This window comes from Hafnia sp. CBA7124 (assembly GCF_002355555.1).
Classification (GTDB): Bacteria; Pseudomonadota; Gammaproteobacteria; order Enterobacterales; family Enterobacteriaceae; genus Hafnia; species Hafnia alvei.
The window spans coordinates 1,367,070-1,382,259 of sequence record NZ_AP017469.1; the positions used below are offsets into that span (position 1 = coordinate 1,367,070).

General features: G+C 50.8%; 13 protein-coding genes. 10 read left to right on the forward strand and 3 right to left on the reverse strand.

Annotation, left to right across the window (positions count from 1 at the left end):
- Positions 1-558 precede the first annotated feature (558 nt).
- Positions 559-1,431 carry an N-acetylmuramoyl-L-alanine amidase AmiA gene (gene amiA / locus CPY98_RS06340; RefSeq protein WP_096386853.1) on the reverse strand — a complete coding sequence of 291 codons (873 nt, stop codon included), beginning with the start codon at positions 1,429-1,431 and terminating at the stop codon, positions 559-561.
- A 203-nt stretch (positions 1,432-1,634) separates the two neighbouring features.
- On the opposite strand from amiA, the gene CPY98_RS06345 reads away from it, so the two are divergent.
- From CPY98_RS06345 to cysM, 10 genes are all read left to right on the forward strand, one after another.
- Positions 1,635-4,751 (forward strand): beta-galactosidase, encoded by a 3,117-nt coding sequence (locus CPY98_RS06345; protein ID WP_096386856.1) that lies wholly within the window; start codon positions 1,635-1,637, stop codon positions 4,749-4,751.
- 91 nt (positions 4,752-4,842) lie between these two features.
- Positions 4,843-5,268 (forward strand): GNAT family acetyltransferase, encoded by a 426-nt coding sequence (locus CPY98_RS06350; RefSeq protein WP_025800759.1) that lies wholly within the window; start codon positions 4,843-4,845, stop codon positions 5,266-5,268.
- 80 nt (positions 5,269-5,348) lie between these two features.
- Complete coding sequence (locus CPY98_RS06355; RefSeq protein ID WP_046360548.1) at positions 5,349-5,816, forward strand: DUF2919 domain-containing protein; 468 nt, start codon at positions 5,349-5,351, stop codon at positions 5,814-5,816.
- A 128-nt stretch (positions 5,817-5,944) separates the two neighbouring features.
- Positions 5,945-6,529: an RpoE-regulated lipoprotein gene (locus tag CPY98_RS06360; RefSeq protein ID WP_096386859.1), complete on the forward strand. Its 585-nt coding sequence runs from the start codon at positions 5,945-5,947 to the stop codon at positions 6,527-6,529.
- Positions 6,530-6,867: 338 nt separating this feature from the next.
- Entirely contained in the window at positions 6,868-7,767 is a 900-nt protein-coding gene (locus CPY98_RS06365; protein ID WP_043491980.1) for a Dyp-type peroxidase, read from the forward strand.
- 220 nt (positions 7,768-7,987) lie between these two features.
- Positions 7,988-8,992 (forward strand): sulfate ABC transporter substrate-binding protein, encoded by a 1,005-nt coding sequence (locus CPY98_RS06370; RefSeq protein WP_046449814.1) that lies wholly within the window; start codon positions 7,988-7,990, stop codon positions 8,990-8,992.
- A complete protein-coding gene (gene cysT, locus CPY98_RS06375; RefSeq protein ID WP_369828294.1) occupies positions 8,992-9,831 on the forward strand; it encodes a sulfate/thiosulfate ABC transporter permease CysT in 840 nt (279 codons plus the stop codon). The genes CPY98_RS06370 and cysT overlap by 1 nt, the downstream gene beginning before the upstream one ends.
- A complete protein-coding gene (cysW, locus tag CPY98_RS06380) occupies positions 9,831-10,709 on the forward strand; it encodes a sulfate/thiosulfate ABC transporter permease CysW (RefSeq protein ID WP_046449816.1) in 879 nt (292 codons plus the stop codon). Before cysT ends, cysW begins: the two co-directional genes overlap by 1 nt.
- The gene (gene cysA, locus CPY98_RS06385; RefSeq protein ID WP_025800766.1) at positions 10,706-11,800 is read left to right on the forward strand and encodes a sulfate/thiosulfate ABC transporter ATP-binding protein CysA; all 1,095 of its coding nucleotides are present in this window, start codon (positions 10,706-10,708) and stop codon (positions 11,798-11,800) included. Before cysW ends, cysA begins: the two co-directional genes overlap by 4 nt.
- Before the next feature lie 114 nt (positions 11,801-11,914).
- The gene (cysM, locus tag CPY98_RS06390; protein ID WP_025800767.1) at positions 11,915-12,799 is read left to right on the forward strand and encodes a cysteine synthase CysM; all 885 of its coding nucleotides are present in this window, start codon (positions 11,915-11,917) and stop codon (positions 12,797-12,799) included.
- Positions 12,800-12,902: 103 nt separating this feature from the next.
- Here the strand turns inward: cysM and crr are convergent, their stop codons facing one another.
- Together crr and ptsI are read right to left on the reverse strand one after the other, a co-directional pair.
- The gene (crr, locus tag CPY98_RS06395; protein WP_025800768.1) at positions 12,903-13,412 is read right to left on the reverse strand and encodes a PTS glucose transporter subunit IIA; all 510 of its coding nucleotides are present in this window, start codon (positions 13,410-13,412) and stop codon (positions 12,903-12,905) included.
- Positions 13,413-13,458: 46 nt separating this feature from the next.
- Positions 13,459-15,186 (reverse strand): phosphoenolpyruvate-protein phosphotransferase PtsI, encoded by a 1,728-nt coding sequence (gene ptsI / locus CPY98_RS06400; RefSeq protein ID WP_025800769.1) that lies wholly within the window; start codon positions 15,184-15,186, stop codon positions 13,459-13,461.
- Positions 15,187-15,190: the final 4 nt, after the last annotated feature.

The window sequence follows — 15,190 nt, forward strand, 5'->3', positions numbered from 1 at the left end:
GTGTTTTTTCTTTAGAATATTTCCAATTGAAATCAATTTTTTGTCTCAGATACGTATTTTTATAGAATTGCATAGAATGCTAGCAAACGGGTGAATATTCAAATAAACTATTGATAGAGTACATGAGTTTTTTGAATGACGCAAGAATCCTATAAGGGGGGCTTATGTATACTTATATCCATACCTTTTGGTTCTTGATTTCTTATGGTTAATTGCTATAAAAAATAATTTTTAATGTCTTTTTTGAATGACTTAAAGCTACGATTTTTTATTTATGTCTTTAATGTTAAATGTTATTAACTTATTTTTTTTTGTATTTATTTTGGTAGTCTAGTTTAAAATTAAAAGCACGCCTACCAGAAAATCATACTGTAATTCAAGAGTAATTGATTCTTTATGAAGACACCAGAGGCAAACTATCAATAAATTCATGTAGCAGTTTTTCAGTGAAATGATTCTGGAGGTTATTGTTTTCTGAATATGTCTTCAAGATATAAGATAAGCGTGGAACTTGCATAGTTGTGCAGATTCCACTTACTAAAGTATGTAATTAATCTTTTAACTCGGACGCCGACGCTCGTGGGCATCGAAATAGTCGAGGTATTTGACGATGCCGTTCGCGATAGCCTGCGAGATCTGCTGGCGGAAGGCCACTGAGGTTAACAACTGTTCTTCCTGATGATTGGTGATAAACGAGGTTTCAACCAACACCGAGGGAATCGACGGTGATTTTAAAACCGCAAACGCGGCTTGTTCGGTATGCTGGCTGTGCAGATGATGCACCGGTTTAATATGGTCTAACAGGTGTCGGCCTAGCGTGAGGCTATTTTTGATGGTGTCGGTTTGCACCAAATCGAACAGCACCTGCTGAAGATAATTATTATCCTCATCGGCGTATTTCGCCCCAGCCACTTTGTCGGCATCGTTTTCGCGCTGCGACATATATTTTGCCATCGTGCTGCTCGCGCCGCGGTTGGAGAGGGCAAACACCGATGCGCCTGATGCGGTTGGGCTGGTAAATCCATCGGCGTGGATAGAAACGAACAGGTCGGCCTGATGCTGATGGGCAATTTCTACCCGCTTATACAGTGGGATAAAGAAATCATCTTCACGCGTCATTTTCACGTCAATATTGCCGTGTTCGCGCAGGTGATCGCGCACGTAGTGGGCAATCTCTAACACCACATGTTTCTCTTTGGCTCCTTGATGACCCACAGCCCCTGGATCGATGCCGCCGTGACCCGGATCGAGCATGATGACCTTGCGAGCACCCGGTGCTTTTTTTGCCGGTTTTGCCGTTAAGGCGGTGCTGCTGGCGGAGGCCGCGTCGATTTTACTTCCCGCCAGCGCCATCGCCGCCAATCCAAACAGGAGGAACTGACGACGGGAAGTGTATTTAGGCAATAAACGGAAGTGGGAGAAATTCTTCATGTGATGAATGATTCATTAGCCATTGATAACAAACAGAGGCTGAATAGTAGCGCGTCGCTACCGCAATGATCGAGTTGAGAACTATTTCGAACTGTTACCTTGTTTGAGTCTGTTCATAGAACGGGACTTTACTGCTTTACAGCGCTGGGTTTGTTATTCATTTTGATGTTCTATTCGATATTGAAGATGCATAGGCCATCGCGATGAAATCTAATTCTGCTGATAACGCTGTTAATTCGCTGTCTGTTGTCCTTTCTCGTCGTGACTGGGAAAATCCTATTTGCACGCAATATCAACGCTTACCGGCTCATCCGCCTTTTAATAGCTGGCGTAATACGCAGGATGCGCAAAACGATCGGCCTTCGTTGCAGCGGATTTCACTGAATGGCGTTTGGGCATTTAGCTATTTTAGCCAACCTGAACAGGTGCCAGAATCTTGGCGGCATGCGGACTTAGACGATGCCGATGCCTTACAGGTGCCGTCTAACTGGCAAATGGCGGGCTATGATGCACCTATCTATACCAACATCACCTATCCGATTCCGGTCAATCCTCCGTTTGTGCCACAGCAAAACCCCACGGGATGTTATTCGCTGGCGTTTAGCGTGGATGATGCGTGGCTGGCGCAGGGGCAGACGCGGGTTATTTTTGACGGCGTAAATTCTGCTTTTTATCTGTGGTGTAATGGTCAGTGGATTGGTTATTCGCAGGATAGTCGGCTGCCCGCCGAGTTTGATCTCACCCATGCGCTGCATTCAGGGGAAAACCGGCTGGCGGTGCTGGTGCTACGCTGGAGCGACGGCACCTATCTTGAAGATCAGGATATGTGGCGCATGAGCGGCATTTTTCGTGATGTAACGTTGCTGCATAAACCCGCCACTCACCTGTGCGATGTTCAGATTAGAACGCATCTGGGAGCCGGCTTTTATCACGCCGATCTTGAGGTTTTGGTGCGGCTGAATCGTCCTGAACCGAGCTATTATGCCCGTGTGGATCTGTGGCGAAACGATCGCTGCGTTGCCGAACATCAGCAGGCTATCGTCAGTGATATTGTGGATGAGCGCGGCACCTATGACGATCGCACTACGCTGCGTTTGCGGGTGGATAAGCCTCTGTTGTGGAGTGCGGAAGAACCCCATCTCTATCGTGCGGTGGTTTCACTCTGTGACGAGCAGGGCGGTATTGTTGAGGTTGAAGCCTATGACGTTGGATTTCGTCAGATAGAAATCAGCCATGGGCAGCTCCAACTGAACGGAAAACCCTTATTGATACGCGGCGCCAATCGTCATGAGCACCACCCTGAACATGGGCAGGTGATGGACGAAGAAACCATGCGCCGCGATATTATTTTACTCAAGCAGCACAATTTTAATGCGGTGCGCTGTTCCCATTATCCCAACCATCCACTGTGGTATCGGCTGTGTGATCAATACGGTTTGTACGTGGTGGATGAGGCCAATATCGAAACGCACGGCATGATCCCCATGAATCGCTTAAGTGACGATCCGGTTTGGTTCAACGCCATGAGCGAACGCGTGACGCGTATGGTGCAGCGCGATCGTAACCATCCGTCGATTATTATCTGGTCGCTGGGGAACGAGTCTGGCCACGGCTGTCATCATGATGCGCTTTATCGCTGGGTAAAAACTAACGATCCGACTCGACCTGTTCAATATGAAGGGGGGGGCGCGAATACTGCCGCCACTGATATCCTTTGCCCGATGTATGCGCGCGTAGATCAAGATCAGCCGCACCCAACGGTGCCCAAATGGTCAATTAAAAAGTGGGTCGGTCTGCCGGACGAAGCGCGTCCGCTGATCCTGTGTGAATATGCTCACGCGATGGGTAACAGCTTGGGTGGTTTTGATCGCTATTGGCAGGCATTCCGCAAGTATCCGCGTTTACAGGGCGGTTTTGTGTGGGATTGGGTCGATCAGGCGTTGACTAAAGTGGATGAACAGGGCGAAGCGTATTGGGCATACGGAGGAGATTTTGGCGACACGCCAAACGATCGCCAGTTTTGCCTGAATGGTTTAGTGTTCCCCGATAGAACACCGCATCCGGCGTTGTTTGAAGCTCAGCGTGCCCAGCAGTTCTTCCAGTTCCGTTTGGTCGAACAAAACCCGCTCAGCGTAGAAATCACCAGTGAATATCTGTTTCGAACCAGCGATAACGAGCAGCTATTTTGGAACGTCGCGCAGGATGGAGATATTCTGGCTGCGGGATGTATTGACCTCAATCTGCTGGCGGAAACCTCGCAGCATATCGTGTTGGGCGATATGCCTGAGAGTATTTCTTCAGGTGAACGGTGGCTTAACGTCGAAGTTCGCCAGCGTGAAGCGACGCCGTGGTCGGATGAACATCACCGCTGCGCGTGGGATCAGTGGCGATTGGCTCAGCCGCTTGCTCTAACGATGGCTAGTGAAGCGTGCGGCACAATGCCGCGTTTGGAAACGTCTGGTGATGAGCATTGCGTCATTTGGCAAGATCAGCGCTGGCAGTTTAGCCGCCAAACTGGCCTGCTCGAACAGTGGTGGCAGGGTGACAAAGCCACGCTGTTAACACCGCTGCAAGACAACTTTACGCGTGCGCCGCTCGATAATGATATTGGCGTGAGTGAAGTGGCGCGCATCGATCCCAACGCGTGGGTTGAGCGCTGGAAAAAGGCAGGCATGTACGCGCTGGACGTTCAGTTGTTGCAATGTGCTGCTGATGTGGTTTCTCAAGGTATTCAAATCACGACAGAGCATGCTTACCATAACCAGCAAGCGGTGTTGTTTATCAGCCGGAAAACCTATCTGGTCGATCATCAGGGCAAGCTACATATCACCGTGGCGGTGGATGTGGGCCACGGGATGCCTACGCCTGCTCGCATTGGCTTAAGCTGTCAGGTGGCTGAAGTGACTTCTGATGTCACATGGCTGGGGCTTGGCCCACATGAAAACTATCCTGACCGACAGCTCGCCGCGCAGTATGGGCGCTGGACGTTGCCACTTTCTGAGTTGCATACCCCTTATATTTTCCCAAGCGAAAATGGACTGCGCTGTCATACGCGACAGCTGGAATTTGGGCGCTGGAAATGGCAGGGGAATTTCCATTTTGGCTTAAGCCGATTCAGCCAGAGACAGCTGATGAATACCTCTCACCAGCATCGATTACATGAAGAACAGGGCGTGTGGGTTAACATTGATGGCTTTCATATGGGCGTCGGCGGGGACGATTCATGGAGCCCCAGCGTGAGCCCCGATTTCCTGCTCAGCGATACGCATTATCGCTATTCCCTGGTTTGGTTTGCCGACCGGCCAGCGTCTTTCGGATAAGCCCATGGAAACAGTAAGATAACTTTTTCGTTGCGTATCGAAGGATTCCGGCGATAATTAGGTATTAATACAAATAATTACGGTTAGAACCATGGAAATCCGCGTTTTTAAACAAGCTGATTTTGAAGAAGTTACTACGCTATGGGAGCGTTGCGACCTGCTGCGCCCGTGGAACGATCCGGAGACGGATATTGAGCGTAAGCTCAATCACGACGCGGATTTATTTCTTGTCGCGGAAGTCGGCGGTGAGGTGGTGGGGACCGTCATGGGCGGCTACGACGGTCACCGTGGCACGGCGTATTATCTGGGGGTTCACCCTGATTTTCGCGGTCGTGGCATTGCCAATGCATTGATCAGTCGCCTCGAGAAAAAGCTGATCGCCCGCGGCTGCCCAAAAATTCAAATCTTGGTCAGTGAAGAAAATGATGCGGTCATCGGCATGTATGAGAAGCTGGACTACGAAACGCAGGACACCTTGTGTCTGAGCAAAAGGCTGATTGAAGATCACGAATACTGATCGCGCTTTTATGTTGGGCTCGTTATTGTGCAAAGCAGGATAACGAGCTGAAACGTCTGGTTTATTTCCTATGAGTGGCTATGCTCCATCGCACCTATTCCCCCGATGATTTTAATACCCACGGCATGTTGCGCTTACCGTGGGTATTTTGGCTGGTTTTGATATTACAGGCTAAAACCTGGTTTTTATTTGTGGTGGCGGGCTCGTCGCGCCAGCAAGGTGCCGATCTGCTGGCGCTGTTTTATCCCGATCGCGGGTTATTTTGGAGCGGAATGCTTGTCGGTCTTCCGGCGGCTTTGGGCTTTTTATTGAGCGGTCGCCGCCATTTATGGAAAGGTCTTTGGAAAAGCTGGCGTTGGGTATTAATTCTCACCACGCTGGCACAAATGGGGCTACAGGCCGTACCTTTTTGGACCAACAGCAATGATGTCACGCTGCTCTCTTTAGTCATTCTGTTGTTGGATTTGCTGGCGGTAGCCTATTTGCTGTTTAACTCCCGGCTGATTGATAGCTTCAAGATAAGCGAATCATTTAACACTGAGGCCTAAGTGCGAATGACGCGTTAAGGTGAAATTAGGAAAAAGTTTTCGGCACTTTTTCCCAGATGTGCACTCCAACCAGCCAGATAAACTTTCTCGGGCGTGCTGACCACGACTCGATACCAAGGAGCATTCGCATGAATTTTCGTCCTCTGTTGTTAGTGGTTCCGCTGTTATTAACGGGCTGCTCTACGATGAGTCATATGTCATGGTCCAGCTTGTCACCGCTAAACTGGTTTGGTAGCTCGGTAGAAGTGAGCGATATGGGTGTTGCCGGTATCAATACCAATACGCCGCTAAACGAAGCCGCTATCAATAAGGCGCTGGATGATGATTATCGCCTACGTTCTGGTATGGGCACGCGTAACGGAACCGTCACCTCGTTTTATCAGGCGCTGGACGGTGACACGCTGGTGATGACCATCAGCGGCGATGACAAAGGCACCGTGAAACGCGTTAACGTTGAGAGCGATGCGATTAAAACGGCATGGGGCGTAAAAATAGGCACGCCGTTTAGCGATCTCTATGAAAAAGCCTATGGCGTGTGCCAGAAAGGTCAGGGCGATAACGCCAACGACGTTGAATGCGTAGCGAAAGAGAGCCGCCATGTGAGCTATCTGTTCAGCGGTGAATGGCATGGGCCAGAAGGCTTAATGCCGTCTGACGATACGCTGAAAAACTGGAAGATTACGCAGATTGTTTGGCACGCCAACGCGATCTAAATTCTTTCACTCAGCGCGACAGCCTACCTTTTGAAGCGCCGATTTGAATGTTTAAATTCGGCGCTTTTCCTCACTAAATACCTCTTTTTTGTTCTGAATTCTTGCTTTTTAGCAAGGCAACGCCCTCGGCATAGCGTAAACTACGCGCAATTAAATCGCGCTTTGAGCGTTACGCCGTTCGTTTAAGAGATCGAGATACACGGGTCTACCACACTGCGAGGCGCTCCGGCGGCTTACGCCGCTACGACCCCATCGGTGTGCTCTCCCTAAAATCGAGCTGAAGTGAACGATGTTAGCTTTGAGCGCGGCAAATCAGTCAAAAAGGGAGATGAGGTTTAATGTCTCAGCCACAAAGCGGTATTTTATTAGAGCATTGTCGTTTTGGTATTTTTATTGAAGCCATGGTGCAAGGCGATCTTGATGCAGTACGTCAGGGATGCAAAGCCTTCGTCAAAAGCTTGGAAGAACTGCAAGCACAATATCCTCAGGAACGTTTAGGCGCGGTTATCGCTTTCGGTAACGATGTTTGGCGCGATCTTTCCGCAGGCGTTGGTGCGCCAGATCTGAAACCTTTTACCCCACTTGGCAAAGGTTTAGCACCGGCAACGCAGCGTGACCTGCTGATCCACATTCAGTCTTTACGCCACGATATCAACTTCTCTTTAGCTCAGGCCGCGCTGGCCGCCTTTGGTAACAGCATTCACGTTGAAGAAGAAGTGCACGGTTTCCGCTGGGTCGAAGAGCGCGATTTGAGCGGCTTCATTGACGGCACCGAAAACCCGAAAGATGAGCAGCGTCCTATCGTGGGTGTGATCGGCAATGACGACGCCGATGCAGGCGGTAGCTACGTATTTGTGCAGCGCTGGGAGCACAACCTTAAGCAATGGGGTCGTTTCAGCACTGAGCAACAAGAGCAGATTATCGGTCGTACTAAGCACGACAGCGAAGAGCTCGATCCAGAATCACGCCCAGATACCTCACACGTTAGCCGTGTTGACCTGAGCGAAGATGGCAAAGGCCTGAAAATTCTGCGTCAAAGCCTGCCGTATGGCACCGCTAGCGGCGCACATGGTCTGATGTTTATTGCGTATTGTGGCCGTTTGCACAATATCGAAAAACAGCTGCTAAGCATGTTTGGTGACTTAGACGGCAAGCGCGATCAGCTATTGCGCTTCAGTAAAGCGGTAACCGGCAGCTACTACTTTGCGCCGTCGTTAGATCGCTTATTGTCACTGTAATTCGCACCTAACCGCTTGCTTCTGCGGGCGGTTATTTCTCTCACATTCACCCTCAATTTCTCCCTCACATCTCTATTCTAAAATGCCTTATAGCATTTGATGCTTTCTGAGTCCCAAACGATATATAAAACCGTTACAGGTTAGCCTCCAGTTATAAATACACTAACAGTCATAAAGACGACATGCGTGGTCGTTTTCACAGACTGACTGAAGGTGAACGATGAAACTGAATAAGCTCAAAGGATGGACGCTGGCGACGTTGCTGATTTCTGGCGGAGCGTCGGCGGCTGAACTGCTGAACAGCTCTTATGACGTTTCTCGCGAGCTGTTCACCGCACTTAACCCGGCCTTTGAAACCCAATGGCAGAAAGAGGGGAACGCGGCGCTGACCATCAAGCAGTCTCATGCGGGTTCCTCTAAACAGGCTTTGGCCATCTTGCAGGGGCTGCGTGCGGACGTTGTGACCTACAATCAGGTCACCGACGTGCAGATCCTGCACGATCGCGGCAATCTGATCCCCGCAGACTGGCAGGCTCGCCTGCCGAATAACAGCTCACCATTCTATTCCACCATGGCGTTTTTAGTGCGTAAGGGAAACCCGAAGCAGATCCATGATTGGAACGATCTGGTGCGCAGCGATGTGAAGCTGATCTTCCCTAATCCAAAAACCTCAGGCAACGGGCGTTATACCTATCTTGCCGCATGGGGCGCGGCGAATTTAAGCGATGGTGGCGATCAGGCTAAAAGCCGCGAGTGGATGAAACGCTTTCTTGGCAACGTAGAAGTGTTTGATACCGGCGGCCGTGGTGCCACGACGACGTTTGTGGAACGTAATTTAGGCGACGTGCTGATTAGCTTTGAATCTGAAGTAAAAAACATTCAAAAACAGTACGGTGACGCGGGCTATGAGGTGATCGTTCCTCCGGTGGATATTCTGGCTGAATTCCCCGTTGCGTGGGTAGACAAAAACGTTGAGCGCAACGGCACAGAAAAAGCCGCCAAGGCCTATTTGAACTACCTCTATTCGCCGGAGGCACAAAAAATTATCACCAGCTTTAACTACCGCGTGTATGACAAACAGGCGATGGCCGCGGCCAAAGGGCAGTTCCCTGAAACCAAGCTGTTCCGCGTTGAAGATCAGTTTGGTAGCTGGCCGAAGGTGATGCAAACGCACTTCGCCACCGGCGGTGAGCTTGACCAACTGTTAGCAGAAGGGCACCGGTAATGTTGTTGTCTCGCGCTGCACCTAAAAGGGTTTTGCCCGGCTTTACCCTGAGTCTGGGCAGTAGCCTGCTGTATACCTGTTTAATTTTGTTGTTGCCGTTAAGCGCGCTGGTCATGCAGCTCTCGCAAATGACGTGGCAGCAGTATTGGGACGTGATCACCAACCCACAGGTGGTGGCCGCCTATAAAGTGACGTTGCTGGCGGCGGGTGTTGCCAGCATATTCAACGCGATATTTGGCATGCTGATGGCGTGGATCCTAACTCGCTATGAGTTTCCTGGGAAAACCCTGTTGGATGGGCTGATGGATCTGCCGTTTGCTCTGCCAACGGCGGTAGCAGGGCTAACGCTGGCGGGGCTTTTTTCGACCACGGGCTGGTATGGACAATGGCTGGCGATGATAGATATCAAAGTCGCTTTCACGTGGCTTGGTATTGCCGTCGCGATGGCGTTTACCAGTATTCCGTTTGTGGTTCGCACCGTGCAGCCGGTGCTGGAAGAACTCGGCCCTGAGTATGAAGAGGCCGCGCAGACGCTAGGCGCTTCACGCTGGCAGAGCTTCCGCAAAGTGGTGTTTCCCGAAGTTGCGCCTGCGCTGTTAGCGGGAACCGCGCTGTCGTTCACCCGTAGCCTCGGTGAGTTTGGCGCGGTGATTTTTATTGCGGGCAATATTGCATGGAAGACGGAAGTGACGTCGCTGATGATTTTTATCCGTCTGCAAGAATTTGATTATCCAGCGGCGAGTGCGATTGCCTCGGTGATCTTGGCGGCATCGTTGCTGCTGTTGTTTAGCATTAACACGTTGCAAAGCCGCTTCGGCAAACGTATTGGGGGGCATTAATGGCTGACTTATCTGCATGGCAAGGCAACAGCCAACAACTTCGCCCCAAGATCGACTGGCTGAAATGGTTTTTGATCGGCAGCGGCGTGCTGCTTTCGGTGCTGTTGTTGCTGGTGCCGATGATTTCGATTTTTGCTTTGGCGTTTTCTGAAGGCGCTGGCGTGGTGTGGAAGAACCTTAGCGATCCCGACATGCTGCATGCGATTTGGCTCACGGTGCTGGTGGCGTTGATTACGGTTCCGGTCAATCTGGTGTTTGGTACGTTGCTGGCATGGCTGTGCACGCGCTTTGTGTTCCCCGGTCGCCAGCTGTTGCTGACGCTGATTGATATTCCTTTTGCGGTGTCGCCGGTGGTGGCAGGGCTGCTCTATCTGCTGTTTTACGGATCGAACGGCCCGCTGGGCGGTTGGTTGGATGCGCATGATATTCAACTGATGTTCTCGTGGCCGGGCATGGTGTTAGTTACGGTATTTGTGACCTGTCCGTTTGTGGTTCGCGAACTGGTGCCGGTGATGATGAGTCAAGGGAGTCACGAAGATGAAGCAGCGGTGCTGCTGGGTGCTTCTGGCTGGCAGATGTTTCGTCGCGTGACGCTGCCGAATATCCGTTGGGCGCTGTTATATGGCGTGGTGCTGACGAACGCGCGTGCGATTGGTGAATTTGGCGCGGTGTCGGTGGTTTCCGGTTCGATACGGGGTGAAACCTACACGTTGCCGCTACAGGTTGAATTGCTGCATCAGGATTACAACACCGCCGGAGCGTTTACCGCCGCCGCGCTGTTGACGCTGATGGCGATTGTAACGTTGTTCTTGAAAAATATGCTGCAATGGCGCTTGAACCGACAGGTGGTTCACGCTGCGCGGGAGGACGTGAAATGAGCATTGAAATTAAACAGGTCAACAAATACTTTGGCCGCACCAAAGTTCTGAACGACATTTCTCTGACCATTCCGTCTGGCCAGATGGTGGCGCTGCTTGGCCCATCCGGATCGGGTAAAACCACGCTGTTGCGAATTATTGCCGGTTTAGAAGGGCAGAGCGGCGGTCAGCTCAGCTTTAACGGTAATGACGTGAGTCGCCTGCATGCGCGCGATCGTCGCGTGGGTTTTGTCTTCCAGCATTACGCCCTGTTTCGCCATATGAGCGTGTTCGATAACGTGGCCTTTGGCTTAACGGTGCTGCCGCGTCGCGAGCGTCCATCAACGGCGGCGATTAAACAGAAAGTGGAACAGTTGTTGGAAATGGTTCAGCTTGCCCATCTGGCCGATCGTTTTCCTTCCCAGCTCTCCGGTGGACAAAAGCAGCGTGTTGCTCTGGCACGCGCGTTAGCCGTTGAGCCTGAAATTTTGCTGTTGGATGAACCTTTTGGCGCGTTGGATGCACAGGTGCGTAAAGAGCTGCGCCGCTGGTTACGCCAGTTACATGAAGAGCTGAAATTCACCAGCGTGTTCGTGACTCACGATCAGGAAGAAGCCATGGAAGTGGCGGATCAGATCGTGGTGATGAGCCAAGGGAATATCGAGCAGATTGGCTCGCCTGATGATGTGTGGCGTGAGCCTGCCAGCCGGTTTGTGCTGGAGTTCTTGGGCGAAGTGAATAAAGTCGGTGGCGAAATTCGTGGCTCGCAGATTTACATCGGTGAGCATCATTGGCCTTTGGCATTCTCGCCGTTGCATCAAGGCAAAGTTGATATGTTCCTGCGTCCGTGGGAAATGGAGGTCAGCTTACAGGCTAATGCGCGCTGTCCGTTGCCCGTTCAGGTCTTGGAAGTGAGCCCACGCGGACACTATTGGCAGCTTACCGTGCAGCCGCAGGGTTGGCATCCTGAGCCTATCAGCGTGGTGATGCTGGAAGGCAATGGTACACAGGCTCCTAAACGCGGCGGTCGATATTTTGTGGGTGGTCTGAATGCGCGCTTGTATGCGGGCGATACGCCCTTGCAGCCGGTAGCGCTGGCTAAAAGTGCTTAGATCCTTTCCCCGTCTTTTGCTTCGAAGGGCGGGGATTTAGATTGTGCCTCTTCAACATCTCCGCTTTTGCATTACACTAAACTTCTCATCTTTTGTCTAAATAGGTAACCGCTCGTGAGTTCTCTGGAATCTTGTATTGGAAACACGCCTTTAGTGCAGCTGCAGCGCATGGCTGCGGGCACGGGGAGTGAGGTCTGGGTCAAACTGGAAGGGAATAATCCGGCTGGCTCGGTTAAGGATCGCGCAGCGCTGTCGATGATTCAGCAGGCTGAACTGCGTGGCGAGATTAAACCAGGTGATACCTTGATTGAGGCAACCAGCGGCAATACCGGTATTGCATTAGCGATGATCGCGGCGCTGAAAGGTTACCGCATGAAATTACTGATGCCGGAAAATATGAGCCAAGAGCGTCAGGCTTCCATGCGTGCATACGGTGCCGAGCTGATTTTAGTCAGCCGTGAACAGGGCATTGAGGGCGCTCGCGATCTCGCACAGCAAATGGCCGACCGTGGTGAAGGGATGATCCTCGATCAGTTTAATAATGCGGATAACCCGCTAGCGCATTTCACCACCACAGGGCCGGAGATTTGGCAACAGACGCAGGGCAAGGTGACGCATTTCGTGTCCAGTATGGGCACCACGGGCACGATTACCGGCGTTGGCCGTTTCTTAAAGCAGCAGAGTGATACGGTAAAGATTGTCGGTCTACAGCCCTCTGAAGGCTCTAGTATTCCGGGGATCCGCCGTTGGCCGCAGGAATACTTGCCGGGAATTTATCGCCCAGAACTGGTGGATGAGGTAATGGATATGTCACAACAGTTGGCAGAAGAAACCATGAAACGCTTGGCGCGTGAAGAAGGGCTGTTCTGCGGCGTGAGTTCCGGTGGTGCTGTTGCTGGGGCACTGCGTGTGGCGCAGGAGAATCCGGGAAGCACAGTGGTGGCGATAATATGTGACCGAGGCGATCGCTATTTATCGACCGGCGTGTTCAACGAATGAGATTCGTTGAATAGCTCTTGCTGTTTGCGGGCGAAGGTTAAATCTCCGCGCGCAGCCAATAAAAAACGGAGCCTTAGGCTCCGTTTTTTCATGCTAAATCACATTATTTTTTAATGCGAATAACTGGGGTTTCGCCAACAACGACGGTACCAGAAAGCTTAGTCAGCTCTTTGATTTCGTCCATGTTAGAGATAACAACCGGAGTCAGGGTAGACTTGGCTTTTTCTTCCAGCAGCGCCAGATCGAACTCGATCACAACGTCGCCTTTCTTAACACGCTGGCCTTCTTCAGCGATGCGTTTGAAGCCTTCGCCTTTCAGTTCAACGGTGTCGATACCAAAGTGAACAAACAGCTCAATGCCACTGTCTGACTCGATTGAGAATGCATGGTTTGTTTCAAAGATTTTGCCAATGGTTCCATCAACGGGAGCAACCATTTTGTTGCCTGTTGGTTTGATAGCGATGCCATCACCAACGATCTTCTCTGCAAATACAACGTCCGGCACATCTTCAATGTTGACAATTTCACCAGACAACGGAGCAAAAATTTCAATGCTGCTCGTGTCTTTCTTGTCGTCTGAAACCAGAGATTTCAGTTTATCAAACAAACCCATGATCTTCTCCTAAGCAAGTAATGTTGGGCGGCGCCCAGCGCATGAATTAGCAGATAGTTTTTTCTTCAATGAACTTGTTGACCACGTTCATTAAATCTTCTGCTGTTGGCTGGTTCAGAGCTTCATCTGCCAGTGCCTTCACATCTTCAAAATTCGAATTACGAATGATTTTTTTGATGCGAGGGATAGAGATAGAACTCATGCTGAACTCATCCAGCCCCATGCCCAAAAGAAGCAGTGTAGCACGTTCATCACCAGCAAGCTCGCCGCACATACCGGTCCACTTACCTTCCGCGTGAGACGCGTCGATGACCTGTTTGATTAGGGTCAACACTGACGGAGACATAGGGTTGTAGAGATGAGAAATCAGCTCGTTTCCGCGATCTACCGCTAGAGTATACTGGGTTAAGTCATTTGTCCCAATACTAAAGAAGTCAACTTCCTTCGCTAAATGACGTGCGATGGTTGCCGCTGCTGGAGTTTCAACCATAACGCCGACTTCGATGGTTTCGTCGAAGGCTTTACCTTCTTCGCGCAGTTGGGTTTTCAGCATTTCCAACTCAGCTTTCAGCTCACGCACTTCCTCAACGGAAATGACCATTGGGAACATGATGCGCAGTTTGCCGAATGCAGAAGCACGCAGGATAGCGCGCAGCTGAGCATGCAGGATCTCTTTACGATCTAAACAGATACGAATTGCACGCCAGCCCAGGAATGGGTTTTCTTCTTTTGGCAGATCCATGTACGGCAGATCTTTGTCGCCGCCGATGTCCATCGTACGCACGATGACGGCCTGAGAACCCATACCTTCAGCTACAGCTTTATAAGCTTGGAACTGTTCTTCTTCTGTTGGGAACGCATCGCGATCCATGAATAGGAATTCAGTACGGTATAAACCAACGCCTTCAGCGCCGTTACGTTCAGCACCGGCGATATCGCGCACGGTACCGATGTTGGCACAGACTTCAACCTGATGTCCGTCCAGCGTGATAGCTGGCAGATCTTTCAGTTTCACCAGTTCGTTCTTTTCAGACACATACTGGTTCTGTACCGCTTTCAATTCTTCAACGATTTCTGCCGTCGGGTTGACGTAGATTTTGTTGTTAACGGCGTCGAGGATCAGGAAATCGCCGTTTTTGACTTGTTTGGTCACGTCAGAGGTGCCCACAATCGCTGGCAGTTCCAGAGAACGCGCCATGATAGAGGTGTGGGAAGTACGGCCGCCCAGATCGGTGATGAAGCCGAGAACCTTGTTCAGATTCAGCTGTGCGGTTTCTGACGGAGTCAGGTCGGTGGCAACCAGAATAACTTCGTCCTGAATTGCGCTTAAATCAACGATGGTCATGCCGAGAATGTTCATCAGCAGACGTTTACCGATGTCACGCACGTCAGCCGCGCGCTCTTTCAGGTATTCGTCGTCCAGCTCTTCCAGAGCCTTCGCTTGACCTTCGACAACTTCGTGAGCCGCAGCGTCCGCGGTCATTTTGCTGTCTTTAATGAGGGCTATGATTTCCTGCTCAAGCTCTTCGTCTTCCAACAACATGATGTGGCCTTCGAAGATGGCGGCTTTCTCTTCGCCAAAGGTCTCGCTTGCTTTCACTCTGATGGCTTCAAGCTGTACAGATGCTTTATCACGACCAGATTTAAAACGAGCGATCTCTTGCTCCACTTCTTCAGCAGCGATTTTTTTCCGGTTGATGATAATCTCATCTTCTTTCAGTAAGAGTGCCTTACCAAAAGCAATGCCCGGCGATACTAAGATACCTGAAATCATAACC

Bases quoted from the DNA above. Each gene is read 5' to 3' on its own strand.
- cysA (WP_025800766.1), top strand. From the start codon at position 10,706: ATGAGCATTGAAATTAAACAGGTCAACAAATACTTTGGCCGCACCAAA.
- crr (WP_025800768.1), bottom strand. From the start codon at position 13,412: ATGGGTTTGTTTGATAAACTGAAATCTCTGGTTTCAGACGACAAGAAA.
- CPY98_RS06350 (WP_025800759.1), top strand. From the start codon at position 4,843: ATGGAAATCCGCGTTTTTAAACAAGCTGATTTTGAAGAAGTTACTACG.
- ptsI (WP_025800769.1), bottom strand. From the start codon at position 15,186: ATGATTTCAGGTATCTTAGTATCGCCGGGCATTGCTTTTGGTAAGGCA.
- amiA (WP_096386853.1), bottom strand. From the start codon at position 1,431: ATGAAGAATTTCTCCCACTTCCGTTTATTGCCTAAATACACTTCCCGT.
- cysT (WP_369828294.1), top strand. From the start codon at position 8,992: ATGTTGTTGTCTCGCGCTGCACCTAAAAGGGTTTTGCCCGGCTTTACC.
- CPY98_RS06355 (WP_046360548.1), top strand. From the start codon at position 5,349: ATGCTCCATCGCACCTATTCCCCCGATGATTTTAATACCCACGGCATG.
- CPY98_RS06360 (WP_096386859.1), top strand. From the start codon at position 5,945: ATGAATTTTCGTCCTCTGTTGTTAGTGGTTCCGCTGTTATTAACGGGC.
- CPY98_RS06365 (WP_043491980.1), top strand. From the start codon at position 6,868: ATGTCTCAGCCACAAAGCGGTATTTTATTAGAGCATTGTCGTTTTGGT.
- cysW (WP_046449816.1), top strand. From the start codon at position 9,831: ATGGCTGACTTATCTGCATGGCAAGGCAACAGCCAACAACTTCGCCCC.
- CPY98_RS06370 (WP_046449814.1), top strand. From the start codon at position 7,988: ATGAAACTGAATAAGCTCAAAGGATGGACGCTGGCGACGTTGCTGATT.
- CPY98_RS06345 (WP_096386856.1), top strand. From the start codon at position 1,635: ATGAAATCTAATTCTGCTGATAACGCTGTTAATTCGCTGTCTGTTGTC.